This is a genomic window from Cellulomonas fimi ATCC 484 (genome assembly GCF_000212695.1).
In the GTDB taxonomy this organism is placed as follows: Bacteria; Actinomycetota; Actinomycetes; order Actinomycetales; family Cellulomonadaceae; genus Cellulomonas; species Cellulomonas fimi.
On sequence record NC_015514.1, the window covers coordinates 2,507,622 to 2,532,184 of the forward strand.

Genomic DNA, 24,563 nt, shown 5'->3' on the forward strand with positions numbered 1-24,563 from the left:
CTCGGGTTGTACCGTTCGTCCGACCCATCCAGCAGCACCCAAGGAGACACCATGGCGTACAGCGAGCAGGAGATCCTGGCCGGTCTGGCCGAGATCGTGAGCGAGGAGACGGGCCTGCCCACCGACTCGGTCCTGCCGGAGAAGTCCTTCACCGACGACCTCGACATCGACTCGCTGTCGATGATGACGATCGTCACGCTCGCCGAGGAGAAGTTCGACGTGCGCATCCCCGACGACGAGGTCAAGAACCTCGCGACCGTGGGCGACGCCGTCTCGTTCATCGCAGGCGCGCAGTCCTGACCCTGCCGCGACCCCGGTCCGTCCCGGCGCCCGCGCACCTCGCCGCGTCGGGACGGACCACCCTCCACCGCCACCAGGAGCACCGATGAGCCACGCAACCGACGTCGTCGTCACCGGACTGGGCGCCACCACGCCCCTCGGCGGCGACGTGCCCTCGACGTGGGCCGCCGCCCTCGCCGGTGAGTCCGGGGCGCGCACCTTCGACAACGACTGGGCGGAGACCTACGGGCTGCCCGTGACGTTCGCCGCGACGATCAAGGTCGCACCGCAGGACGTCCTGCCCCGCCCGGAGCTCAAGAAGATGGACCCGTCCGCGCAGTACGCGGTCATCGCGGCGCGCGAGGCCTGGGCCGACGCCGGCTCCCCCGAGGTCGACGGGGACCGTCTCGGCGCGGTCGTCTCCTCGGGCATCGGCGGCATCTGGACCATGCTGGACGGCTGGGACACGCTGCGGGAGAAGGGCGCCCGGCGCATGCTCCCCATGACGGTCCCCATGCTCATGCCCAACTCCCCCGTGGCGTTCGTGTCGCTCGACCTGGGGGCGCGCGCCGGCGCGCACGCGCTCGTCTCGGCCTGCGCGTCGGGGGCGGAGGCGATCGGCTACGGCGTCGAGATGATCCGCTCGGGTCGCGCCGACGTGGTCGTCGCCGGCGGCACCGAGGCGCCGATCCACCCCATGCCGATCGGCGCGTTCGCCGCGTCGCGCACGCTGTCGCAGCGCAACGACGACCCGACCGCCGCGTCCCGGCCGTACGACGTCGACCGCGACGGGTTCGTCGTCGGCGAGGGTGCGGGCGTGGTCGTGCTCGAGAGCGCCGCGCACGCCGCCGCCCGCGGGGCGCGCGTGTACGCCCGCATCGCGGGTGTGGGCCTGTCCGCCGACGGCTACCACATCACCTCGCCCGAGCCGTCCGGCGACGGCCAGATCCGCGCCATGCGCTCGGCCCTCGCCGACGCCGGCATCGCGCACCGTGACATCGTGCACGTCAACGCGCACGCGACGTCGACGGTCGTCGGCGACCTCATCGAGGCACGCAGCATCCGCGGCGTCCTCGGCGACGACGCCGACCACGTGGCCCTGTCCGCGACGAAGTCCATGACGGGTCACCTGCTCGGCGGCGCCGGCGCGCTCGAGACGGTGTTCACGATCCTGGCGCTGCACGACCGGCAGGCCCCGCCGACGATCAACGTCGCGCAGCCGGACCCTGAGCTCGTGCTCGACCTGGTCCGGGACAAGCCGCGCACGCTGCCGGACGGCCAGATCGCGGCCATCAACAACTCGTTCGGCTTCGGCGGGCACAACGTCGCCCTCGTGGTGACGTCGGCCTGACGCCGACCGGACGACGACGGCGCGCCACCCCTAGCGGGCGGCGCGCCGTCGTCGTGCTCCGGGTGGGGCCGCGGCCGCGCGGCGCGGTTCCGGCGGGTCCCGGTGCGGGATGCGGACCCGCGGGATGCGGTCCGGGCGAGCGCCGGCCGGCGCCGAGCCGGCGGTGCGGCTCCCGCGCGGCTCAGCCGACGCGGTGCAGCCAGCGCACGGGCGCACCGGCGCCCGCGTAGCGGAACGGCTCGAGCTCGTCGTCCCACGCCTGCCCGAGCGCGAGGTCGAGCTCGGCCCGCAGCCGCGCCGGGTCGGCCGCGTGCTCGAGCGCCGCGCGGATCCGGTCCTCGGGGACGACGACGTTGCCGTGCACGTCCGTCGCGGCGTGGAAGATGCCCAGCTCGGGCGTGTGGCTCCAGCGGGAGCCGTCGGCGCCGTGGCTGGCCTCCTCGGTGATCTCGTACCGCAGGTGCGCCCAGCCGCGCAGCGCCGAGGCGAGGCGCGCGCCGGTGCCCTGCGGACCCTGCCAGGAGTGCTCGGCACGGTAGAACCCGGGCCCGGCGGGCTGCGGGGTCCAGTCGAAGGTGACCCGGGCACTCAGGACGTTCCCCGCGGCCCACTCGATGTGGGGGCACAGCGCGCGCGGTGCTGAGTGCACGAAAAGTACACCGCGGGTGATGGCACCTGCCATGTCGTCCTCCTGGTCGGCTCGAGGTTCGCCTTCCCCAACGACCTCAGTCCACCCCCGCCAGGCGGGGAACAGGAGTACGCACGGTCTCGCGGCGTGCTGTGCACACTATGCCCGAGGTGCGGCTCGATCGCCAGCACCCCGGGCGTGCACGCCTCAGAGCTGCTCGCGGATCGCCCGCATCGCCTTCTTGCGGACCGAGCGCTCGAGCCGGTCAAGGTAGAGCATCCCGTCGAGGTGGTCGACCTCGTGCTGCAGGCAGCGGGCCATGAGCTCGGTGCCCTCGACGACGACCTCCTTGCCGTCGAGGTCGGTGCCGGCGACGCGGGCGTACCAGGCACGACGCGTCGGGTACCACAGGCCGGGCACCGACAGGCAGCCCTCGTCGCCGTCCTGGTACTCGTCCTCGGACAGCTCGACGATGACGGGGTTGAGCACGTAGCCGATCTCGTCGTCGATGTTCCAGGAGAACGCGCGCAGACCGACGCCGATCTGGTTGGCCGCGAGGCCGGCGCGCCCTTCGTGGTCGACGGTCTCCAGCAGGTCGTCGACGAGCGAGCGCACGCGGTCGTCGATCGTGGTGATGGGGTCGCACGGGGTACGCAGGACGGGGTCTCCGACGGTGCGGATCTCTCGCATGGCCATGGTGGCGATCATTTCATGCCCGGGCGCGGGACCACGGCCGTCCGCACGGTCGGTGTGAGCAGGCAGACAGGGCAGCCGGTCGTCCGCGACGGCGAGCGGTCGTATCTTTGTACTGACCGGTCAGTTGAAGGAGGATCGCGTGGCCACCACGACCGCAGCCCCGCCCGAGGCGTCGTCCGGGTCGTCGTCCGAGGAGGTCGCGGCCCGCGATCCCGCGCTCTGCGCCCGAGGGCTCGCGCTGCACGGTCCCCGCGGCCGCGTCTACGGCCCGGTCGACCTCGACCTGGCGCCCGGGACGCTCACCGTCCTGCAGGGTGCGCAGGGGTCGGGACGCACGAGCCTCCTGCTCACGCTCGCCGGCCGCATGACGCCCGACCGCACCGCCGAGCTGCGCGTCCTGGGCGAGCCGCTGCCGCGCCGGCGTCGTGCGGTGCAGCGCGCCGCCGCCGTCTCCGGGTTCCGCGGCATCGACGACCTCGACGCGTCCGTCACCGTCGCGGCGACCGTCCGCGAGCGGCTCGCCTGGCTGGGCCCCTGGTACCGGTACACGCCGCGGCCGGGTGATGCGACGCTCGACGCGCTGCTCGCGCCCGCGTTCCGCGAGCGCCCCGTCCCGCCGGGTCGCACGGTCGCGTGGGACCTCGACGAGCTCGACGCGATGCTCCTGCGCCTCGGCCTCGCGCTCCTGCAGCGCCCCGCGCTGCTCGTCGTCGACGACGTCGACCAGGTGCTCGACGACGCCCGCCGCCAGGTCGTCTGGACGCACCTCGAGGAGCTCGCGGCCGACGGCACGACCGTCATCGCCTCCTGCGCGAGCGCCGACGAGGTCGCCCGCACGCGCTGGACCACGCCGCCGACCGTCGTCGCCCTGCCGTCCTGACGCACCGCCGCCCGGCCCCCTCCACCGCCACCCACCCGAGGACCCGCCATGCTCTCGCTCACCGCCGGGACCGAGCTGCGCCGCTTCCGCCGCGGCACGCTCCCCCGGCTCGCCGTCGTCGCGATGATCGTCGTCCCGCTGCTCTACGGCGTGCTGTACCTCTGGGCGTTCTGGAACCCGACGGGCCACCTCGACCGGATCCCCGTCGCCCTCGTCGACGCCGACGCGGGCGCGGTGCGCGACGGCACCCCGGTGGACGCCGGAGGTGACCTCGTCGAGCGGCTGGTCGACGAGAAGCGCCTCGACTGGGTCGTCACGGACGCGGCCGACGCCGCCGCGGGTGTCGACGAGGGCCGGTACTACTTCGCCGTCACGATCCCTGCCGACTTCTCCGCGGACCTCGTCTCGGCCGGCGGCGACGCGCCGCGGTCCGCGCGCATCGACGTCACCTACGACGACGCGAACTCGTTCCTCGTGACCTCGCTGGGCCGCACCGCGATGGAGCGCATCCGCGCGGCCGTCTCCGCGACCGCGGGAGAGCAGGCGGTCGACGCCGTGCTCGTCGGCCTCACGCAGGCCCACGACGGCCTGGCGCAGGCCTCCGACGGTGCGGTGCAGCTCCGGGGCGCCACGCACGAGCTCGCGACGGGCGCGACGACTCTCGCCGACGGGGCCCACGCGCTGCGCGACGGCGCCGGACGGGCCGCCGACGGCGCCGCCGACCTCGAGGACGGCACGGCACAGGTGCGGGACGGTGCCGCGACGACCGCGGACGCCGCCGGCAGGCTCGCCGACGGCAGCGCGCAGGTCGCCGACGGCGTGCACGCGGCCGTCGCCCAGGTCGACGCGCTCGCGGCGAGCGCCGAGCAGGTCCCCGCGCAGCTCGGGTCGCTCACCGCCTACCTCACGGCCCGGGCCCAGGGCGGCGACGCGCAGGCCGCCCAGATCCTGTCCGGCCTCGCGGCGACGGCGTCGTCGCTGCCCGACGCGGCGACGCTCGACGCGGCGACGCAGAGCCTGCACGAGCTCGACGCCGGGGCCCGCGGGGTCGCGGACGGCTCCGCGGCGCTGCGGGACGGGGCCGCGCAGCTCGCCGCGGGCGCGGCGGACGTGCGGGACGGCGCCGCGGCGCTCGCCGACGGCACCGCGGACGTGGCGGCCGGGGCGACCGACCTCTCCGACGGCGCCGACCGGCTGACGGACGGCACGGGCGGGATCGAGGAGGGCGCGAGCACGCTCGCCGACGCGCTCACGCAGGGCACCGCCGCGGTCCCCTCCGACCCGGACGGCACGCGCGAGGCCCGGGCGGCCGCGATCGCCGAGCCCGTCGCGCTCGAGGCCACCGACCGCGCCGCCGCCGAGGGGTTCGGCGAGGGGATCGCGCCGTTCTTCCTGCCGCTCGCGCTGTTCCTCGGGGGCGTCGTCACGTGGATGCTGCTGCGCCCCGTCCCGCCGCGCGCGCTGGCCACTCCGGCGCGAGGCGCTCGCGCGGCGCTCGCCGGGTTCGCTCCCGCGTTCGTCATGGGTGTCGCGCAGGTCGTCGCCCTGCTCACCGTGCTGCGCGTCGGGCTCGGCCTCACGCCCAGCCACCCGCTCGGGGCGCTCGCGTTCACCGTGCTCGTCGTCGCCGCGTTCCTCGCGCTGCAGCAGATGCTCCTCGCACTGCTCGGCACGGCTGCCGGTCGTGTCGCGACGCTCGCGCTCCTCGTGCTCCAGCTCGCGTCGGCGGGCGGGACCTACCCCGTCGAGACGTCGCCCGCGTTCTTCCGGGCCCTGCACCCGCTGCTGCCCATGAGCTACGGAGTCGACGGGCTGCGCGCACTGCTCACGGGCAACCCCGACGGCCGGCTGTGGACGGCGGTGGCGTACCTCGTCACGCTGCTCGTGGGCTCGCTCGCGGTGACGTCGTGGCGCGCCGGGCGCATGCGCACGTGGACGCTGTCGCGCCTGCACCCCGCGCTGACCCTCTGACGACCGCCGACCTGAGAGGCTGCCCCCATGCGGAGCACCGAGACCCGGCAGCGCATCGTCGACGCCTCCCTCGCCCTCGTCGCCGACCGCGGGTACTCCGCGACGTCCGTCGACGAGATCGCCGCCGCGGCGGGCGTCGCGAAGGGGTCGGTCTTCTACAACTTCGGCTCGAAGGCGGAGCTGTTCGAGGCGATCCTCGGCGAGGGCGTGCAGCACCTCACCGCGACCCTGCAGGGAGCGGCCGCGGGGGCGCACGGGCGGGAGGCCGTCGAGGCCCTGGTCACCGAGCTGCTCACGCAGGTGCGCGACCACCCGGACTTCGCGAAGGTCATGGTCGCCACGGGCCGGCGCTGGCAGGACTCGATCCGCTCGCTGCGGGACGACGCGATGGGCGTGTTCGCGGCGGCGGTGCGGGACGCGTGGCCCGAGCGCGACCCGTCGCTGACCGCGGCGGCGCTGTTCGGGGCGACGGTCGTGGCCGGGCTGGAGTGGCTCGTGTTCCAGCCGGGTCGCTCGCTCGACGAGGTGCGCGAGGCGGTGCTCAGCACCGTCCGCTGAGCCGGCGGGACCCTGTGCAGCCGCCGCCCGTGCGCGCGCCGAGCGACCGCGTCGTCCGGACACGCGGAACGCGGGCGGCGACTGGTGTCACCGCCCGCGTCCGGGGTCGTGCAGGTCGCGGCAGGAGCCGCGGAGGGTCACTCGCCCGCGCGCTGCGAGGGGACGCCCTGGAGGAGCTGACGCACCTCGGACTCGTGGAACCGGCGGTGCCCGCCGAGCGTGCGGACCGCCGAGAGCTTGCCTGCCTGGGCCCAGCGCGTGACCGTCTTCGGGTCCACGCGGAACAGGACGGCGACCTCACCCGGCGTCAGAAGGGCGCCCTGCGAGAGCGGGGCGTCGGTGGCGGGGGTGGTCACGGCCATGATGGATCTCCTGTCGTTCGGTAGCTCGGCTGACCTCGTGGGTCCCGTGGCTTTGCGTCCCCACCTTGCGGCGGGTTTGCCGTTGTCGCTGACATCCAGAACTATGACCGTTTCCGAGCGGTTAGTCAAGAAACTCCGCACCTCCCGGACGCGGCGAACGGGTGAATGTCAGAGCCTGCCGAAGCGGGCCCGGGCAAACGCATACCCCCCGTAGGCCACAAGTCCCAGAGCGACGAGCCCGAGCAGCACGGGACCGCCAGGCTGGCTTCGGAGCGTGTGCAACGCCTGGTCAAGGCCACCGGCGGCTGCGGGGTCCGCCTTGACGGCCGCGACGACGAACAGGACGCCGACGATCCCGAGGGCGATGCCCTTGAGGACGTAGCCCCAGACCCCCAGCCGCTCGACGACGCGCCCGGCGGTGCCCGAAGGAAGTCGGTGCAGGTCAGACAGGAATTTCTTCCTCGCACCCTTTACCACGTGGTAAGCCCCGACCCCGACGACGGCCACCCCGGCGAGGCCCACGAGCAGCCGTCCGCCCGTCGCGGACATGAGGCGCGCCGTCAGGTCCGCGGCCTGCTGCTCGCTCGACGAGCCGCCGCCGCGCGCGAACCCCAACGCCGCCGCCGCCAGCGCGAGGTACACCACGGCCCGCCCGGCGGCCTTCGCACGCCACGCGCCGCCCGCGCCGCCCGGCAGGTCGCCCCGCATCGTCGGCGGCACGCCGCGGACGGCCTTGACGACCTCCCACAGGCCGAGGGCGGCGAGCCCCAGGACGAACAGCCACAGCAGCGCGCTGCCGAACGGCGTCGACGCCACCGTCGCGAACGCCCCCGACTGGTCGGCCTGCTGCGAGCTGCTGCCGAACGCCACCTGGAGCGCCAGCACGCCGATGAGGACGTGCAGCACCCCGCTCACCGCGTACCCCGTGCGCGCCGCGAGCTCCCAGCCCTGCCCGGCGTTCGTCGTCGTGGTCATGCCGTCACCACCCGATCTCCCCCCGGTCGACCCGTCGCGTCGGATCGTGGCAGCGAACACCCGCCCGCGCGACCGGAGAGCGGGTGAGGACCCGTGCCGTACCCTGGGCGAGCCTTCGGGGGCAGTAGCTCAGCCGGTCAGAGCAGCGGACTCATAATCCGTGGGTCGTGGGTTCAAGCCCCACCTGCCCCACCCGGACCGCCCAGGACCACGGTCGGGGGGCGCACCCGCGGGCGTGCCCCGCACGGTCCGGAGCGGTCGTGCACGCGGGTACCGTGGCCCGGTGCCTCTCCTCCGTCGACGCCGGCTTCCCGCGCCCGAACGCGCCCTGCTCGACCTGCGCCCCGGGGACAAGGTCCTCGTCGAGGCGCACCTCACGGACGGTCGGTGGGCGGTCGCCACACGACGGGCGGTGCACCTGCTGGAGGAGGGGCAGGTCGTGCGGGTGCCGTGGAGCGACGTCGACCGCGGCTCGCTCGACCCCACGACACGCGTGCTGACCGTGACGTGGGTGTGGGGCGGCACGTCGCGGCTGCCGTTCGCGCAGGACGGAGCCTCGGTCGCGTTCACCCAGACGTTCCGCGAGCGCGTGCAGCAGTCCGTCGTGCACGCCGTCCCCGTCACCGTGCCGGGCGGCGCCCGGGTGCGGCTCGCGCTGCGGCGCGACGAGGAGGGCGAGATCTTCACGCAGGTGCTGGGCGACGGGACCGTGGACGTCGAGGACCCCGCCGTGTCGGCGGCGCTCGACGTCGCCGAGGCAGAGGCACGCGACGCGGCGGGGCTGCCCCGCTGACGACCGCCCGCGCGCATCCCCCGCGCCCGGTGGGTGGTCCGGAGCACCCCCGCGTGGCTGCTAGAGTTCTTGCCGCAACGATCCCTCGTAGCTCAATTGGCAGAGCATCCGACTGTTAATCGGACGGTTACTGGTTCGAGTCCAGTCGAGGGAGCTTCACCTGGAGGCCTCTGACCAGCGTCACCCGCTGATCGGAGGCCTTCGTCGTCTCCGCGACCGTCCGGCGACCGACGGCGCGCGCCGGACCCGCCCTATGGCCGCAGGCGGGTCGTCGGGACGATCTCCGAGGCCTGGGACGTGCTCGACCAGCGCAGCTCCGCGACCGCGTTCCGGACGCCGTCGAAGTACTCCAGGACGATCGGCACCGCCTGCCCCGCGGTGAGCGCGACCGTCCCCGTGTCGACGCGGCGTGAGTGGTTCGTCCATTGGTCGATCACGAGCGTCCCGTCGACCCACAGCCGCACGCCGTCGTCCGACGTCGTCGCGAACGTGTAGGTCTGCGAGTACCGGGGCACGACCGACCCGCTCCAGCGGACCGAGAAGGTGTCCGCCCCGATCCCGCTCACGGGCGCGGCGAGCCCCCAGTCGAACGCGACGGCCGGGTCGATGCGCGTGACCGTCGCGCCCGTGAGGTCGGCGTTGTCGTGGTAGACGGCCCGCAGGCCGCGCAGCCCGAGGGTCGCCGTGAGCGTGGTCGACGACGCGGGCGTGGTCCACGTCCGCGTCGCCGCCGTGGACCCGTCGGACCACCCGTCGAGCTCGTACGTGCGGCCCTGCGCGTCGCGCTGCGACGGCACCGTGAGCCGCAGGTCGAACCCCGCCCACGACGTCACGGTCGTCGGGCCCGTGACCGTCTGGCCGTTGACCGTGAGCGTGCGTCCGGCAGGCGACGTCGCGAGCGTCGCCGCGACCCGGCGTGGCAGGAAGTCGCGCGTGACCGTGGTCGTCGCGCCCTGCGCGTCCGTGGCGGTCAGGGTGACCCGCAGGTGGCTGTTCGCGGCGGCGGCGAGGTCCTCGGGCCCGGGGGCCTGGAACGACACCGCGCTGCCGGTCACCGGGCCGAGGAACGGGTGCGTGTGCTGGTCGTGGACGCGCACGACCGTCCAGGACAGGCGCGACCCCGGCAGCGTGCCGTCCTGCGCGTCCGTCGCCGACCCGGACAGCGTGTACGTCTGCCCGACGACGAACGTCGCGCCGGCCGCCGGGGACGTGATCTGCGCGGTGGGCGCGGTGTTGCCCGAGGTGATCCGCGCCGTCACCGCCGCCGACGTCGCGCCCTGCGGGTCGCGCACGCGCAGCGTCGCCGTCCACGTGCCCGCCGCGTACGTGTGCTGCACCGTGGGCGTCGTCGTGGTGGCGTCGGGCGTGCCGTCGCCGAACTGCCACAGGTACGTGAGCGTGCCGCCGTCGGGGTCGCTGCTGCCGCGGCCGTCGAGGGTGGTCGTCAGCGGTGCGGCGCCGCTCGTCGGGGACGCGGTCAGCGCCGCCGTCGGCGTGCGGTTGGCGGTGCCCGTGTACGCGAGCCGGCGGATCTCGCCGCCGTTCGCGTACGTCGTGTAGTAGAGCGCCTGGGTGCCCGACCACGGCCCGAACTCGAGGTGGACCGCGGCGCCGAGGCCGGTCGCGACGTCGGTGCGCGTCCCGCCCCGGAGCATCATGAGCCGGCCGCAGTTGTAGTCGGAGAACAGGTACCCGCCCTCGTACGCCGCGGGCCAGACACCGTCCGGGACGAACGCGCCGCCCGTGATGGAGCCGCAGCCCGTGCTCCGGCCGTAGTCGTGGATCGGGTTCGTCATCCCGGCCGGGAGCGCGCCACCGCAGTCCGTCGCGGAGCCGGTCTGCGCGCAGTGCCCCTCACGCACCGGCCAGCCGTAGTCCGCACCGGGCGTGCCGAGGTCGATCTCCTCCCACACGTTCTGCCCCACGTCGTTGACGTGGAACACCGTCCCGCTCGCGTCCGGGTCGAAGGCGAACCGGAACGGGTTGCGCAGCCCCCACGCGAACGTCTCGCGGCAGACGGTCCCGGGCGCGGCCGGCGCGAGCCGGCAGCTCGCGGTCCCGGTGCCGAGGAACGGGTTGCCCGGTGCGGGCGCCCCGGTGGTCCGGTCGACGCGCAGGACCTTGCCGAGGAGCACGTTGCGGTCGCGGGACGCGTCGTTGTCGCCTCCGCAGCCGCTGTCCCCCCGGTAGTCGCAGCCGCCGTCGCCGGTGGTGACGTAGAGGTAGCCGTCCTTGCCGACGTGCAGGTCGCCCGCGTTGTGGTTTCCCGCCGGCGACGCGATGCCGTCCAGCAGGACCGTCTCGCTCGCCGGGTCGACGAGGTTGTCGTCGCCGAGGACGAAGCGCGAGACCCGGTTGACCGGCGCGCCGGCCGGGGTCCCGCCCTGGCTCGTCGGGCACGAGGTGCCGGTGCGCGCCGTGTAGAACAGGTAGATCGCGCGCGTCGCGGGGTCGGGGTCCGTCGCGACGCCGAGCAGGCCGCGCTCCGAGTTCGTGCACAGGCGGCTCGCGAGGTCGAGCGCGGGCGTCGCGAGCAGCGTCCCGGCGGCCGTTCGGACGCGCAGGCGGCCCGACTGCTGCGTGACGAGCATGCGCCCGTCGGCGGTGAACGCGATCGCGGACGGGTTCGGCACGCTCGCGACGAGCGACTCGGAGAACCCGGCCGGGACCGCGGCCGTCGCGGGTGGAGTCCCTGCCACGGCCAGGCCGGTGGCGACCAGCGCCCCGGTCACGACGGATGCGAGCGAGCGCCAGCGGTTCATCGAGGTCCCCCGTCCTCGTCGACGCGTCAGGTGGGCAGCGTCCCGCGTCGGGCTGCGCGGCGCAACGGCCCGAATCGATCCGCTCCCCCGCCGCCCGTCGGCGGGGTGCCGCCCGGGTGGACGGCGCCCGGGGCCGGCCGGCGCGGCTCGGCGGTCGTCCGGTGCCGTGAGCGCGAGCGGGCCGAGGCCTGGTATCTGGACGGCCGCCCGAGGATCGTTGCGGGTACGGGGCACGCGAGCCCCGCGGCGCGGCCTCCCCCGGCCCGCCGGGAGCGACGGAGGGCGACCGTGCGCACCTACCGACCCGGGCGTGCGACGTGGACCGGTGACGGCGCGCGCGGCGACCGGGACCCTCGCCCGGACAGCACGGCTCGTCCCGTCGCCGCCGGGCTCGACCGCGTGGTGGGGCTCCAGCGGCTCGCCGGGAACCGCGTGGTCCGACAGCTGCTCGGCGCGCGCACGCGTCCCGTCGTGCAGCGCAAGGAGTACGGCCTGGACGAGCAGCCCCGGCAGGACCGGTACGTCGACACCGCCGTCCGGCTCTGGCGGACGCAGCGGAGCATGCCGATCGGCGACTTCGTGGCTGCCGTGATGACGGCGGTCCAGGCCGAGCTGACGGCCGCCGGCGTGCCGCTGTTCGGCTGGGTGCCGGTGACGGGCGCGGGTGCGGCCGGGGTGTTCGACTCCGCGGCGTGGAAGGTGAAGGTCAACGTCGCGAAGTTCACGAGCCGGCTCGTCCCGAAGACTCTGGGCGACCTCACGCCCGCGGAGGTCACCGAGGTCGTCGGCACGCTCTTCCACGAGTCGCGGCACGCGGACCAGGACGTCCTCGTCATCCGCTCGCTGCTCGACCAGAAGAGGACGCCGCAGCAGATCCACGCCGCGACGAAGATCCGCAAGGACGTGATCCAGGCGGTGCGGGCGACGAGGTCCGCGACGCCGCTCGACCCCGACCAGGTCGCGCACGCCGGCCGGATGTTCGACGTCATGTACGGCACGCACAAGGAGCTGCTCACGTTCCTCATGGCCCACTCGGCGGCCGTGGAGGGGATCGACCGCCTGAGCCTGCCGACGTCCCGGCCCGCCGACGCGGCGAGGCACGTGGCGACCCTCACGACCTGGCAGACGTCGGTGCTCCGCCCGAAGCTCAGGCGGATGGCTGCGGCGAAGGCGCCGACGCCCGTCGAGACGGCGCTCCAGCAGCGCCTGGCGCAGGTCGACAGCGAGCTCACGGCGTTGTCAGCCGCCTGGCGGAAGGTCGCCGGCGCGCGGAGGCCCGGGGCGGACGACGTCGACGACCTGCGCCAGGCGGCCGGCGACACGCACGCGGCGATCACCGACGCCTACACGCACCTCGAGAGCGAGGCGGACGCGTTCCGGGTGGAGGGCGAGGTCACGACGGCCTTCGCCGCACGCATCGCCACGCCGTGACGGAGGCCCGCCTACTTGATGGCTCCCTGCGTGACGCCCGCCATGACCCAGCGCTGGGTGAACAGGTAGACGACGATCGCCGGTGCCATGGCCATGAGGTAGGACGCGAACGCCACGTTGTAGTTGCTGCTGAACTGGGTCTGGAACACGCTCTGCAGCACGGGCAGCGTCTGCAGGGTCGAGTCGGCGGTGATGAGCGACGGCATCATGAAGTCGTTCCACGAGGCGAGGAACGCGAAGATCGCGACCGTGGCGCTCATGGGCGCCATCATCGGGAAGACGATGTGCCGGAAGACGGTCCAGGTGGACGCGCCGTCGAGCCGCGCACTCTCCTCGAGCTCCTCGGGCAGGCCGCGGATGAACGCGGTGAACAGCAGCACGCTGAACGACAGCTGGAACATCACGTGCAGCAGCGCGACGCCGACGGGGTTGGCGAGCCCGACCATGCCGGTGAGCTTGACCTGCGAGAGCGCGAGCACCGGGAACGGCAGGAACATCGCGGCGAGCAGGTAGAAGAACGACCAGCGGAAGAAGGGCCGGTCCCAGTTCCGGGCGATCGCGTAGGCGGCGAACGCGGCGAGCAGGACCGTGCCGACGACGGTGACGGCGGTGACGAACACCGAGATCGCGAAGCCGCGCGGGAAGTTGGTGAGCCGCCACGCCTCGACGAAGCCCTCGGTGCTCACGGGCGACGGCAGCGCGAACACCTGGCCGCCGTCGACCGACTGCGCGGTCGTCTTGAACGCCATCGTGACGGTCGCGTACAGCGGCGCCAGGACGGCGAGCGTGCAGACGAGCAGCGCCGTGGTGGCGCCCCAGCTCGGGCGGTCCTCCCCGCCGCGGCCGAGGAACCGGCGGCGCCGGCGGACCGGGACCTGACCGGGGGTCGTGGTGACCAGCGTCTGGGCAGTCATCAGAACGCGTTCCTTCCGCGGGTGAGGCGCAGCTGCACGACGGCGAGGGCCACGGCGATGAGGAAGAAGATCGTGGCGTTGGCCATCTGGTAGGCGTAGTCGCCGCCGGTGAAGCCGGAGAAGATCGTCATGGCGACGCTGCGGGTGGCCGTGCCGGGGCCACCGTTGGTGAGGCCGACGATGATGTCGTAGGCGTTGAGGAAGTTCTTGAAGCCGATGACCATGTTGATCACGACGTACCCGGCGACGAGCGGCAGCGTGATCGCGACGAGCCGTCGGGCGGGGCTCGCGCCGTCCATGGCGGCGGCCTCGTACACCTCACCGGGGATCGACAGGATGCCCGCGATGTAGATGAGCAGCGCGCTCGGGATGGCCTGCCACGCGGTGACGATGACGATCGTGACCCACGCGAGGTCCGGGTCCGCGAGCAGGCTCTGCTCGAGCGCCGTGATGCCGACGGCCTGCCCCAGCTGCGGCACCGAGTTGGAGAACAGGAAGTTGAAGACGTAGGCGATGACGATGCCGGAGATCACCATGGGCAGCACGAACACGGCGCGCAGCGCGATCTTGGCCCGGATCTTCGCGGTCAGGCCGACGGCGAGGAGGAACGCGACGACGTTGACGAGCACGACCGTGACGAGCGCGAAGCCGACCGTGAACAGGTACGAGCTGCGGATCGCCGGGTCGGAGAACAGCGCGACGTAGTTGGTGAGGCCGGTGAACTCGAACTCGCCGAAGCCGACGGAGTTGGTGAAGCTCAGCGTGATGCCCATGACCGCCGGCAGGGTGATGCAGAGCGTGAACAGGACGAGCGCGGGCACGAGGAACAGGTAGAACGTCGCCCCGACCCGCGGGCGGACCGCCTTGACCGGGACGGCCGCGGCGGTGCGGCTCCTCGGTCGGGCGGCAGCTGCTGTGACCATGGGGTGTCTCCGTCCGGGAGGTCGTCAGGAGCGGAACGCGAGGCGGCGCCAGTCGGCGTCGAGCGTCCGCAGGACCGGCTCGGGGGCCGCGCCGGCCGCGAGCGACTGCGTGTAGTTCTGCAGCGGGATCGACTGGGGCACCAGCTGGGACGCGCCCAGGTAGAAGTCCGCGCGGTCGTAGTACTCCTTGAGCTCGACGAGCGTGGAGTTCGTGACGGGCGCCGCGTCCTTCGTCACGCCGAAGCCGAGGGCGTGCGCGTTGTAGGCGTCGATGACGTCCGGCCGCATGAGGAACTGCAGGAACTCGCGAGCCGCCGCCTTCTTCGTCGAGCCCTCGGGGATCCACAGCGCGAGGTCGACGTTGACGCGCACCTTGCGGTCCGCCGGGTCGTCCGTCATGGGCAGCGGGAACGCGCCGACGTCCAGGTCGGGGTTCGTCTTGACGATCTCCCCGATCGCCCACGGCCCCTGCAGGTACATCGCCGCCTGGCCGTCCGCGAACGCGAGGTTGCCGTCGCCGTATCCGCGGCTCGCGGCGTCGTCGTTCACGTACGCGACGAGCTCCTGCATGCGCTCGACGGGCGGGAGGAACTGCTTCTGGAACGCCACGGGCGAGCCCGGCCCGACCTCGGTGCCCTGCTGCTTGAGCTGGTCGAAGAACGCCGTGGTGTCGACCATGCCGCCGACCGTGTAGTCGAAGTGGCCCTGCGCGATGGTCCACGGGTCCTTGAAGGTGCTGTAGATCGGCGTGATCCCGGCGGCCCGGAGCGCGTCGCACACCGCGACGAGCTCGTCCCACGTGGTCGGGACGGTGAGGCCCTGCTGCGCGAAGATCTCCCGGTTGTAGAGCACCGCGGCCGCCATGAGCGAGTACGGCAGGACGCTCGTGCGGCCCGGGTAGCTCGCGGTGACGTCGATGAGCGGGTGCAGCTCGTCGAGCACCCGCCCGGCCTCCGGCAGGTCTCCGAGGTCGCTGAGCACGCCGCGCTCGACGTAGCGGGAGATCTCGAAGTTGTAGTTGAGGCAGCCGATGTCCGGCGGCGACTCGCGCACGAACGAGCCCGCGAGGTTCGACGTGGCGTCGTGCCGGACCCGCACGCGCGACTGCTCCTGGTGGAACTGCTCGATGAGCTCGTCGAAGTACCCGATGACCTCGGGCTTCGACTGGAAGAACACGATCTCGGTGGGCTCCGACGCGCTCGTGCGAGCGCACGCGCCCAGCGCGAGACCGGCGCCCACGACCCCCGCAGCCCGCAGGAAGCCGCGGCGGCTGAGGTCCCGGCTCAGCGGTGGAGCACCCGCGCGGTGGGTCACGTCCGCGCGTGCGGTGGTCAGGTCCGGCTCGGGCACGTCGTCGTCTCCCCTCGGTCGCACGCGGCGTCGGTGCCGTCGTGGTCGGGCGTGTGCCGTGGCACCGTCCGGGTCAGCTCGCGTCGTCCTGCAGCCACACGGTGGTCTCGCCCGGCAGCGCAGCCCCCTCGAGGGGTGCGCTCGCGACGACCACGCGTCCGGGCGGCAGCGGCACCGGCGCGGTGCCGAAGTTCGTCACCGACGTCCACCCGCCGGGCCGCGCGAACGCGACGACGGTCGGCGTGCGGGTGACCCACTCGAGCGTCTCACCGGACTGCAGGTCCCGCCGCGCGGCGAGCGCACGCCGGTAGAGCCGCAGCGTGGAGGCGTCGTCCGCCTCCTGGCCCTCGACGGCGAGCGGCCGGAACCGGTCCGGCAGCGGCAGGTGCGCCCGGCGGTCGCCGAAGCCGAGCGTCGGCCCGTCGGCGGTCCACGGCAGCGGCACCCGGCACCCGTCGCGGCCCTTCTGCGCACCACGCGAGCGCAGGAAGGTCGGGTCCTGCAGGACGTCGTCCGGCAGGTCCGCGACCTCGGGCAGGCCGAGCTCCTCGCCCTGGTAGAGGTAGGCGGAGCCCGGCAGCGCGAGCGTCAGCAGGGTGGCGGCCCGCGCGCGGCGCAGGCCCTGCTCGACGTCGGGCCGGGGGTCCGTGCCGTCGCTCTTCAGCCACGCGACGAGGTCGGTCCCCGTCGGCAGCGCGTACCGCGTCGCGTGCCGGACGACGTCGTGGTTGGACAGCACCCACGTCGACGACGCGCCCGACTCGAGCGCGAGCGCGAGGTTGCCGTCGATGATCGACGCGAACGCCTCGGCGTCCCACTCCGCCTCGAGGAGGTCGAAGTTGAACGCCTGGCCCAGCCCCTCGGGCGACGCGTAGCGCGAGCGGCGGTGCGCGGGCACCCAGGCCTCCGCGACCGCGGTGCGCGGCGGGTCGTACTCGTCGAACACCTGGCGCCACTCGCGGTAGATGTCGTGCACCTCGTCGCGGTCCTGCAGCGGGTGCGCGCCGCCCCAGGTGTCGGCGTCGAGGTCGGCCTGGCTCGGCAGCGGCTCGGCGAGGTCCTTGGCGAGCGCGTGCGCGACGTCGATGCGGAAGCCGTCGACGCCGCGGTCCGCCCAGAACCGCAGGGTCGTGAGGAAGTCCGCGCGCACCTGCTCGTCCGCCCAGTTGAGGTCGGGCTGCTCGGGCGCGAACAGGTGCAGGTACCACTCGCCGTCGCCGACGGGCTCCCACGCGGGGCCACCGAAGGTCGAGGTCCAGTCGCTGGGCGGCAGCTCGCCGTCCGCTCCCCGGCCACGGCGGAAGACGTACCGCTCGCGCGCCCGCGACCCGGGTGGCGACGCGAGCGCCTCGCGGAACCACGCGTGCCGGTTCGACGTGTGGTTGGGCACGATGTCCACGACGAGGCGGATGCCCGCGGCGTGCAGCGCGGCCCGCATCTCGTCGAACTGCGCGAGGGTGCCGATGCGGGGGTCGACGTCGCGGTAGTCGTCGACGTCGTAGCCGCCGTCCGCGAGCGCCGACGGGTAGAACGGGCTGAGCCAGACGGCGTCCACGCCGAGGTCGCGCAGGTACCCGACGCGCGAGGTGATGCCGGGCAGGTCGCCGATGCCGTCGCCGTTCGAGTCGGCGAAGCTCCGCGGGTAGATCTGGTAGACGACGGCCTGCCGCCACCACGTCGCGTCCTGCCCCGTCGAGCCGACCGAGGTGCTCCCGAGCACCGACACACGCTCCACGCCAACTCCCCCTGATTTGATCCGGGCCCTAAATTTAGGTCTCGGCACTAGAGTCGCGCCATCGGCGGAGGAGGTCAAGAGGCGATGGGCAACCCGGTCACGACACGGCAGCTGCGGGCGGTGAGCACGCGACTCGTCCTGGACCACGTGTGGGACGTCGACGAGGTCACCGGGTCGGCGCTCATCGACGCGACCGGGCTGTCGCGCGCGACCGTGCACGACGTGTGCGACGAGCTCATCGACCAGGGCTGGGTCGTCGAGCTCGAGAGCCTGCGCACCGGCAGCGACCGGAGCAAGGGACGCCCCGCCCGCCGGTACGCGTTCGACGCCCGGGCGGGCGTGGTCGTCGGTGTCGACGCCGGTCAGCACCGGGTCAGCGCCGTCGCCGCCGACCTGCGGGGCGCGACGCTCGCACGGACCGAGCTTCCCGTCGGGCCGGACGACGCCACCCCCGAGCGCCGCCTCGCACTCGTCGAGCAGGCCGCGCTCGTCGCGCTCGACGGCGCCGGCACCTCGCCCCGTCAGGTCCTCGCGGTGTCCGTGGGCGTGCCCGCCCCGGTGGATCGCGAGGGCCGCACCTCGTTCCAGGACAACCCGTTCTGGGCCCTGATGAACCCGGACCTCGCGACCCGGCTGCACGACCGCCACAGATGGGCGACGCTCGTCGACAACGACGCCAACCTCGCCGCCGTGGCCGAGCAGTGGCGCGGGCACGGCCGGGACGTCCGCAGCCACGTCACGCTGCTCGCCGGCGAGCGGTTCGGGGCGGGGGTCGTCGACGACGGCCGGCTGCTGCGCGGCGCGCACGGCGGCGTGGGCGAGATGCGCTACCTCGACTTCGTGGAGGGCGTCGGGTCCGCGACGGGCGTCGCCGCGCTCGTGCGGGACGACGCACGCGCGCAGCTGCGGCGCCTCGACGGCCGCGCGGGGTCCTCGCTGCAGGACGTGGACCCGGCCCGCCTCGACGCGGAGCAGGTCTTCGCGGCCGCGGCCGCCGCGGACCCGCTCGCCGTCAGCGTCGTCGAGCACGCGGCCGCGCTGCTCGCCCGCGTCGTCGCGACCTTCGCGAGCATCTACGACCCGCAGCGGGTGATCGTCGCGGGCGCGGTCGCGGCCTCGTGCGAGCCGCTGCTCGAGCTGGTGCGCCAGGAGCTCGACCGGTACGTGGACCCGCCGGGGATCGAGGTGCTCGCCTCCGCGCTCGGCGGCGACGTCGTGACCGTCGGCGCCGTCAAGCGCGCGCTCGACCACGTGCGGGAGCACGCGCTCGACATCGCGCCTGCCACGCTGCGTCGGCAGCCCGAGGTTCCCGACTGGATACCCCCGGGGGTATAGTGGCGCCATGCCGACCCCCTCCTCCGCGACCAGCACGCCGTCCCGCCGGATCGTCGTCGTCGGCGGCGTCGCCGGCGGCATGAGCGCCGCCGCCCGGGCGCGACGGCTCGACGAGGACGCCTCGATCGTCGTGCTCGAGCAGTCGCCGTACGTGTCGTTCGCGAACTGCGGGCTGCCGTACCACCTGTCCGGCGAGATCGAGCGCCGCGACGACCTGCTCCTGCACACCCCCGAGTCCCTCGCGGCGAGCCTCGCGCTCGACGTCCGCACCCGCAGCCGGGTCACGACGATCGACCGGCAGGCCCGCACGGTCACCGTCGCGAGCACCGACGGCGAGTACGACCTCCCGTACGACGCGCTGCTGCTGGCGCCCGGCGCGGTCGCGGTGCGGCCGCCCGTCGACGGCCTCGACCACCCCGCGGTGCACACGCTGCGCACCATCCCGGACCTCGACGCGCTCGTGGCGCGGCTCGCCATGCGCCCGCAGGACGCCCCGGGCCGCGCCGTCGTCGTCGGGGCCGGGTTCATCGGGCTCGAGGCCGTCGAGGCGCTCACCGCGCGCGGCCTCCAGGTCGACCTCGTCGAGCTCGCCGACCACGTGCTCCCGCCGCTCGACCCCGAGCTCGCGCCGCTGCTCGCCGACGAGCTGCGTTCCCACGGCGTCGGCCTGCACCTCGGCACGTCGGCGCGCGACGTCGCACCCGCGGACGACGGGACGGCGCTCGTCACCCTCTCCGACGGGACCCGCCTGGCCGCCGACGTGGTCGTGGTCACCGTGGGCGTCCGCCCCGCGAGCGACCTCGCGCGCGCCGCCGGACTCGCCCTCGGACCCACCGGCGCGATCCGCGTCGACCACGACCAGCGCACCTCCGACCCGCACGTCTTCGCGGTCGGCGACGCCGTCGAGGTCACGCACGCCGTCACGGCCCGGACCGGGCCCGTCCCGCTGGCGGGACCGGCGAACCGGCAGGGCCGGCGGGCCGCCGACGCGATGGTCGGTCGACGGACCACGCCGCAGGCACCCGTGCTGGGCACGGCGATCGTCCGGGTGTTCGGGCTCACCGCCGCCGTCACGGGCGCGAGCCAGGCCGCGCTCGTGCAGGCGGCGATCCCGCACGAGGTCGTCCGCCTGCACGGCGGCCACCACGCGGGCTACTTCCCGGGTGCCGAGCAGGTGCACCTCGTCGCGAGCTTCGCGCCCGACGGGCGGCTGCTGGGCGCGCAGGCCGTCGGCCGCGAGGGCGTCGACAAGCGGATCGACGTGCTCGCGACCGCGCTGCGCGCCGGCATGACCGCGGACGACCTCGCCGAGCTCGAGCTCGCGTACGCCCCGCCCTACGGCTCCGCGAAGGACCCCGTCAACATGCTCGGGTTCGTCGCGCAGAACGTCCTCGACGGCACCCTGCCGCAGTGGCACGCGCCCGACGCCGACGCGGTCCTCGCCTCCAGCCTCGTCCTCGACGTGCGCTCGCGTGCGGAGTTCGACCGCGGACACCTCGACGGGGCGCTCAACGTGCCCCACACCGAGCTGCGCGCGCGCCTCGACGAGGTCCGGGCCGCCGCGGACGGCCGCCCCGTCGCGGTGCACTGCGCGAGCGGCGTGCGGTCCTACCTCGCGACGCGCGTCCTGCTGCAGTCCGGGACGGACGCCCGCAACCTGTCCGGCGGCTGGCTCACGCTGGCCGCCGTGCGTCCGGACCTCGTCCGCGTCCCGGCGACCGCCGGGGCGTGAGGGCGCCCGTGCCGCACCTGCCCCGTCCCACCGTCTCGACGCGATCCGCCACCCACCCCTGAAGGAGAACCCTCATGTGCAGTCCCGCCCGCTGCCGCCGTTGCGGCAAGGTCACCTGGACCGGCTGCGGCATGCACGTCGACGCCGTCCTGGCCGACGTGCCCGAGAGCGACCGGTGCACCTGCCGCTGACCCGCCGGTGCGACGGCGAGCGGGCAGCCGCTCGCCGTCGCACCCGTCCCGCGACCCGACCCGCCACCACCAGGAGGACGCCGTGCAGCTCGACCCCGACGCGATGACCAAGGTCGGCAACCGGCTCAAGCGGGCCCAGGGCCAGCTGGCCGCCGTCGTCCGCATGGTCGACGAGGGAGCAGCCTGCGAGGACGTCGTCACGCAGCTGGCCGCCGTCTCCAAGGCGCTCGACCGCGCCGGCTTCGCGATCATCGCGACCGGCATGAAGCAGTGCCTGACGCAGCCCGCGACGCCTGACGAGGAGCCGACGCTCGACGTCGAGAAGCTCGAGAAGCTGTTCCTGTCGCTCGCCTGAGCCCGCGGCGGCGACCGGTCAGGCGTCGCCCTGCGGGCTCGTCGCGTCCGTGCCGTGCTTCGTCAGCTCGGCGAGGAACGCGTGGCACCGCTGCGCACGCTCCGAGTCCTCGCGCATCACCTGCTCGAAGAACGCCGCGATCTCCTCCTTGCCCGCGTTGCGGGCGTCGCGCACGTACTGGCCGTAGTCGTGCCCGGCCTTCAGGGAGTGGTACTGCACCGAGATCAGGTCGTACGTGACGTCGTCGAAGCCCGTCTCACCTGTTGCCATGACGCTCTCCTGGGGGTGCGCGCCGACCCCGTCCGAGGCCGCGCGTCGCGTGGCGGCCTCCTCCTCGACCGCTGCCCACGCTAGTGCGCGGCCCGGCCGCCGCAAGCGGGCCCGGGAGCCCGCTGCCGCTCCCCCGGGCTCAGCTGCGGGGCACGAGACGGAGCGTCACGTCGACGACCTCGGGACCGACGACGGTGCCGACGATCCGAGGGCCGTACCGGTCGTACTTCGCGTGGTAGGCGGCGTCGAGGTCGGCGTGCACGCCCGGGTCCGCGGACTCGAACGTCACCTCGCGCTCCACCCCGCCCGCGCGCAGCCGCCCGACGCCTGCGGCCCGTGCGCGCCGGAACCACCCGTTGTCCGGGCCGTACGCGGAGCGGACGTACACGTCGTCGCCGGACCGCACCGCCCAGATGGTCACGGCCGGGCGCACGCTGCCGTCCGGGCGGTACGAGGTGACCTCCACCTCGTCGGCCGCGCCGATGCGGTCGAGCTCCTCGGTGGTCCACGTCGTCATGCGTCCTCCTCGGTCCCGAAGGGGCGTCCGGCGCCGGGCTGCGCCAGGAGGTGCCACCCCCGTCGTGCCAGAACCGTGCAGGACGCTCGCCGCTTCCCGCGGGGCAGGACGTCACGCACGGACGGCGCGGCGCAGCGGCACCGCGCCCGGTCAGCCGCCCGTCGCGAACGGGCAGCCCGCGCAGCCGACGGGTCGCACCGGCGCCGGGGCGCACGTCGAGCACCCGCCGGCCGGCCGCACGACCAGCCCTACCGCGGCGGCGTGGTCGAGTGCGGCCGTGACGACGTCGAGCGACAGACCGAGCCGCGCGGCGACGACGGCCGGGCGCAGGCCGCGGTCCGTCTCGCGCAGCACGTCCGCGAACGTGCTCACAGCAGGCGCCCGACCTGGAAGACGGTGACGGCCAGCGCCCACGCCAGCACGAGCTGCACGCCGACGGCACCGGCCGTCCACCCGCGGCCCAGCAGGCGCGCCTGCTCGGCGAGCGTCGCGACGCACGGGGTGTAGGCGAGCACGAACACGAGGAACGCGAGCGCGGCCGGGCCCGGGGCGCCGCCCGACGTGCGCTCGAACGTCTCCTGCAGCCGGCTGCCCAGGTCGCCCGGCGCCGACGGGTCCGCCGGCTCGTCGACCGCGAACGTCTGCGCGAGGGAGCCGACGACGACCTCCTTGGCGACGAACCCCGTCATCAGCGCGGACGACGCGTGCCAGTCCCCGAACCCGGCCGGGGCCAGCACGGGCGCGATCGCGTCGGCGACCCGGCCGTACACGCTGTCCTCGACCGGGACGTCGGCGACGGCGTGGCCCGGGACCGCCGGAACCGCGGTGAGCACCCACACGACCGACAGCGTCCCGACGATGACGGTGCCCGCCTTCGTCACGAACGCCCGGACCCGCACGGTCGTCGAGGTGGCGATCGCGCCGACCCGCGGGCGCTGGTACGCGGGCAGCGCGAGCACGAACGGCTCGCGCTCCAGGTCGCGGAACGCCGTGCGCCGCAGCACGGCCCCGACGCCGACGACCAGCAGCGTGGACAGGACGTACATACCGAGGACGACGGTGCCCGCGTGCCGCGGGAAGAACACCGACGCGAGCACCAGGTACACGGTGAGGCGCGCGGTGCACGAGGTCAGCGGCACGAGCAGGCCCGTGAGCAGCCGCTGCCGGGCGTGCGGCAGGACGCGCGTGGCCGACAGCGCGGGCAGGTTGCACCCGAAGCCGACGACGAGCGGCAGCACCGCGCGCCCGTCGAGGCCCACGGCCCGCATGGCCTTGTCCGCGACGAACGCGGCACGCGCGAGGTACCCGGAGTCCTCCAGGAGCGCGACGGCCACGAACACGAGCGCCATGAGCGGCACGAACGACGCGACCGTCGCGACGCCCGCGAGCACGCCGTCGAGCAGGAAGCCCGTGAGCCAGGCCGGTGCGGCGGCGAGCGCGACCCGCAGCGCGCCACCGAGCCACCCGTTCACCGCGGTGTCGACGCCGTCCATGAGCGGGACGGCCGCGACGGTGACGAGCTCGAACACCGCCCACATGACGGCGAGCAGCACGGGCAGGCCGACCCACGGGCGCAGCAGCACCTCGTCCGCACGGTCCGACCACGTGCGCGGCGTCACCGCGGGCGGCCCGTCGAGGCCCGCGCGGGCGGTGACGTCCTGGACCCACCCGAACAGCGCCTGCGCGTCCGCGACGGGGTCGCCCCCGTCCGCCCCCGCCGCCGCATCCAGGCCGCCCGCGTCCAGGAGGCGGGGCGACGCGAGCCCGTCGCGCACGGCACCGGCGAGCAGGTCCAGCCCGTCCCCCGTGCGCGGGTCGACGCCGACGACCGGCACGCCGAGCGCGGCGGACAGGGCCACCGGGTCCACGTGCACGCCGCGCGCCGCGGCGACGTCGCGCAGCGTGAGCGCCACGACGGCGGGAAGCCCCGCGCGCGCGACCTGGCCGAGCAGGTACAGCGAGCGGACGACGGCCGTGGCGTCGACGAGCACGACGGCGAGCGCGATCCCGCCGCCCGCGAGCGCGTCGGCCGTGACCTGCTCGTCGGGCGTGCGCGCGACGAGCGAGTAGGCGCCCGGCAGGTCCAGGACGGTGGCGTCGGCCGCTCGCCAGGTGCCGGACGCGAGCTCGACGGTCGTGCCCGGGGCGTTGACGACGTGCTGCCGGGCGCCGGTGACGCGGTTGAACAGCGTCGACTTGCCGACGTTCGGGCTGCCGACGAGCCCGACCGTGGCGTGCTGCTCGGCGCCCTGCTCGGCGACGGCGGTGGCAGCGGGGGCGGTGTCGTGGCAGGTCATGCCGGCTCGACCGCGATGCGCGTGCAGGTGTGCCGGTCGAGCGCGAACCGCTCGGCGCCGACCGCGACCACCCGGCCCTGCGCACGGGCGTCGTGCGTCACCTCCACGACCGCCCCCGGCCGCAGGCCGAGCTCGCGCAGCCGCAGCCCGGCTCGACCGTCGACGCCGAGGTGGACGACCCGGAGCAGGGATCGCGTGGGGGCACCGGTGAGGTCCATGGCGCGAACCTACGAGTGAGGCGTGCCTAACCTCATGGGA

The 24,563-nt window shown here is 74.5% G+C and carries 24 protein-coding genes, 2 tRNA genes and 1 riboswitch; of the genes, 12 read left to right on the top strand and 14 right to left on the bottom strand.

Annotated features, from left to right (window positions below):
- The first annotated feature begins 51 nt into the window (after positions 1-51).
- The gene (locus CELF_RS11455; protein WP_013771421.1) at positions 52-300 is read left to right on the top strand and encodes an acyl carrier protein; all 249 of its coding nucleotides are present in this window, start codon (positions 52-54) and stop codon (positions 298-300) included.
- Positions 301-385: 85 nt separating this feature from the next.
- Complete coding sequence (locus CELF_RS11460; protein ID WP_013771422.1) at positions 386-1,630, top strand: beta-ketoacyl-[acyl-carrier-protein] synthase family protein; 1,245 nt, start codon at positions 386-388, stop codon at positions 1,628-1,630.
- Between the two features lie 181 nt (positions 1,631-1,811).
- Here CELF_RS11460 and CELF_RS11465 read toward each other — a convergent pair whose 3' ends face one another.
- Both CELF_RS11465 and def read right to left on the bottom strand, forming a co-directional pair.
- Complete coding sequence (locus tag CELF_RS11465) at positions 1,812-2,312, bottom strand: DUF3145 domain-containing protein (RefSeq protein ID WP_013771423.1); 501 nt, start codon at positions 2,310-2,312, stop codon at positions 1,812-1,814.
- Between the two features lie 153 nt (positions 2,313-2,465).
- Positions 2,466-2,954, bottom strand: coding sequence for a peptide deformylase (gene def, locus CELF_RS11470; RefSeq protein WP_041554192.1), 489 nt, complete (start codon positions 2,952-2,954; stop codon positions 2,466-2,468).
- Between the two features lie 139 nt (positions 2,955-3,093).
- On the opposite strand from def, the gene CELF_RS11475 reads away from it, so the two are divergent.
- Genes CELF_RS11475 through CELF_RS11485 form a run of 3 tightly spaced genes read left to right on the top strand, consistent with a single transcriptional unit; the run spans position 3,094 to position 6,363 of the window.
- Positions 3,094-3,834 carry an ATP-binding cassette domain-containing protein gene (locus tag CELF_RS11475; protein ID WP_013771425.1) on the top strand — a complete coding sequence of 247 codons (741 nt, stop codon included), beginning with the start codon at positions 3,094-3,096 and terminating at the stop codon, positions 3,832-3,834.
- 48 nt (positions 3,835-3,882) lie between these two features.
- Positions 3,883-5,805 carry a YhgE/Pip domain-containing protein gene (locus CELF_RS11480; RefSeq protein WP_013771426.1) on the top strand — a complete coding sequence of 641 codons (1,923 nt, stop codon included), beginning with the start codon at positions 3,883-3,885 and terminating at the stop codon, positions 5,803-5,805.
- A 27-nt stretch (positions 5,806-5,832) separates the two neighbouring features.
- The gene (locus tag CELF_RS11485) at positions 5,833-6,363 is read left to right on the top strand and encodes a TetR/AcrR family transcriptional regulator (protein ID WP_013771427.1); all 531 of its coding nucleotides are present in this window, start codon (positions 5,833-5,835) and stop codon (positions 6,361-6,363) included.
- 137 nt (positions 6,364-6,500) lie between these two features.
- Here CELF_RS11485 and CELF_RS11490 read toward each other — a convergent pair whose 3' ends face one another.
- On the bottom strand, positions 6,501-6,725 hold the full coding sequence (locus CELF_RS11490) for a BldC family transcriptional regulator (protein ID WP_013771428.1): 225 nt from the start codon (positions 6,723-6,725) through the stop codon (positions 6,501-6,503).
- A 16-nt stretch (positions 6,726-6,741) separates the two neighbouring features.
- A riboswitch (cyclic di-GMP riboswitch) is annotated at positions 6,742-6,816 on the bottom strand.
- A gap of 77 nt (positions 6,817-6,893) precedes the next feature.
- The gene (locus CELF_RS11495; RefSeq protein WP_013771429.1) at positions 6,894-7,700 is read right to left on the bottom strand and encodes a DUF1206 domain-containing protein; all 807 of its coding nucleotides are present in this window, start codon (positions 7,698-7,700) and stop codon (positions 6,894-6,896) included.
- A gap of 118 nt (positions 7,701-7,818) precedes the next feature.
- On the opposite strand from CELF_RS11495, the gene CELF_RS11500 reads away from it, so the two are divergent.
- The 3 genes from CELF_RS11500 to CELF_RS11510 all read left to right on the top strand — a co-directional run bounded on the left by CELF_RS11500 (position 7,819) and on the right by CELF_RS11510 (position 8,647).
- Positions 7,819-7,892: transfer RNA gene (locus tag CELF_RS11500), tRNA-Ile, on the top strand.
- Between the two features lie 91 nt (positions 7,893-7,983).
- Positions 7,984-8,493, top strand: a complete 510-nt coding sequence (locus CELF_RS11505) for a hypothetical protein (RefSeq protein ID WP_013771430.1) — start codon at positions 7,984-7,986, stop codon at positions 8,491-8,493.
- Between the two features lie 81 nt (positions 8,494-8,574).
- Positions 8,575-8,647 (top strand) — tRNA-Asn (locus tag CELF_RS11510).
- 97 nt (positions 8,648-8,744) lie between these two features.
- Here CELF_RS11510 and CELF_RS11515 read toward each other — a convergent pair.
- A complete protein-coding gene (locus CELF_RS11515) occupies positions 8,745-11,255 on the bottom strand; it encodes a PQQ-dependent sugar dehydrogenase (RefSeq protein WP_013771431.1) in 2,511 nt (836 codons plus the stop codon).
- Between the two features lie 288 nt (positions 11,256-11,543).
- On the opposite strand from CELF_RS11515, the gene CELF_RS11520 reads away from it, so the two are divergent.
- Positions 11,544-12,686: a hypothetical protein gene (locus CELF_RS11520; RefSeq protein WP_013771432.1), complete on the top strand. Its 1,143-nt coding sequence runs from the start codon at positions 11,544-11,546 to the stop codon at positions 12,684-12,686.
- A gap of 11 nt (positions 12,687-12,697) precedes the next feature.
- On the opposite strand, the gene CELF_RS11525 is transcribed toward CELF_RS11520, so the two are convergent.
- From CELF_RS11525 to CELF_RS11540, 4 genes are all read right to left on the bottom strand, one after another.
- Positions 12,698-13,600, bottom strand: coding sequence for a carbohydrate ABC transporter permease (locus CELF_RS11525; protein ID WP_013771433.1), 903 nt, complete (start codon positions 13,598-13,600; stop codon positions 12,698-12,700).
- Complete coding sequence (locus CELF_RS11530) at positions 13,600-14,523, bottom strand: carbohydrate ABC transporter permease (protein ID WP_013771434.1); 924 nt, start codon at positions 14,521-14,523, stop codon at positions 13,600-13,602. The genes CELF_RS11525 and CELF_RS11530 overlap by 1 nt, the downstream gene beginning before the upstream one ends.
- Positions 14,524-14,547: 24 nt before the next feature.
- On the bottom strand, positions 14,548-15,837 hold the full coding sequence (locus CELF_RS11535) for an ABC transporter substrate-binding protein (RefSeq protein ID WP_414973743.1): 1,290 nt from the start codon (positions 15,835-15,837) through the stop codon (positions 14,548-14,550).
- Between the two features lie 109 nt (positions 15,838-15,946).
- Positions 15,947-17,608, bottom strand: a complete 1,662-nt coding sequence (locus CELF_RS11540) for a glycoside hydrolase family 13 protein (protein WP_013771436.1) — start codon at positions 17,606-17,608, stop codon at positions 15,947-15,949.
- A gap of 120 nt (positions 17,609-17,728) precedes the next feature.
- Here CELF_RS11540 and CELF_RS11545 point away from each other — a divergent pair, with 120 nt between their 5' ends.
- From CELF_RS11545 to CELF_RS11555, 3 genes are all read left to right on the top strand, one after another.
- Positions 17,729-18,943, top strand: a complete 1,215-nt coding sequence (locus CELF_RS11545) for an ROK family transcriptional regulator (RefSeq protein WP_169317635.1) — start codon at positions 17,729-17,731, stop codon at positions 18,941-18,943.
- 7 nt (positions 18,944-18,950) lie between these two features.
- Positions 18,951-20,675: an FAD-dependent oxidoreductase gene (locus CELF_RS11550; protein ID WP_013771438.1), complete on the top strand. Its 1,725-nt coding sequence runs from the start codon at positions 18,951-18,953 to the stop codon at positions 20,673-20,675.
- Positions 20,676-20,948: 273 nt separating this feature from the next.
- Positions 20,949-21,221 (top strand): metal-sensitive transcriptional regulator, encoded by a 273-nt coding sequence (locus tag CELF_RS11555; protein WP_013771440.1) that lies wholly within the window; start codon positions 20,949-20,951, stop codon positions 21,219-21,221.
- An 18-nt stretch (positions 21,222-21,239) separates the two neighbouring features.
- Here the strand turns inward: CELF_RS11555 and CELF_RS11560 are convergent, their stop codons facing one another.
- From CELF_RS11560 to CELF_RS11580, 5 genes are all read right to left on the bottom strand, one after another.
- Positions 21,240-21,491, bottom strand: coding sequence for a hypothetical protein (locus CELF_RS11560; RefSeq protein WP_013771441.1), 252 nt, complete (start codon positions 21,489-21,491; stop codon positions 21,240-21,242).
- A gap of 139 nt (positions 21,492-21,630) precedes the next feature.
- Positions 21,631-22,008 (bottom strand): DUF2255 family protein, encoded by a 378-nt coding sequence (locus CELF_RS11565; RefSeq protein WP_013771442.1) that lies wholly within the window; start codon positions 22,006-22,008, stop codon positions 21,631-21,633.
- Positions 22,009-22,158: 150 nt separating this feature from the next.
- A complete protein-coding gene (locus tag CELF_RS11570; protein ID WP_013771443.1) occupies positions 22,159-22,380 on the bottom strand; it encodes a hypothetical protein in 222 nt (73 codons plus the stop codon).
- The gene (gene feoB, locus CELF_RS11575; protein ID WP_013771444.1) at positions 22,377-24,305 is read right to left on the bottom strand and encodes a ferrous iron transporter B; all 1,929 of its coding nucleotides are present in this window, start codon (positions 24,303-24,305) and stop codon (positions 22,377-22,379) included. The genes CELF_RS11570 and feoB overlap by 4 nt, the downstream gene beginning before the upstream one ends.
- Positions 24,302-24,523, bottom strand: a complete 222-nt coding sequence (locus CELF_RS11580; protein ID WP_013771445.1) for a FeoA family protein — start codon at positions 24,521-24,523, stop codon at positions 24,302-24,304. The genes feoB and CELF_RS11580 overlap by 4 nt, the downstream gene beginning before the upstream one ends.
- Positions 24,524-24,563 lie beyond the last annotated feature (40 nt).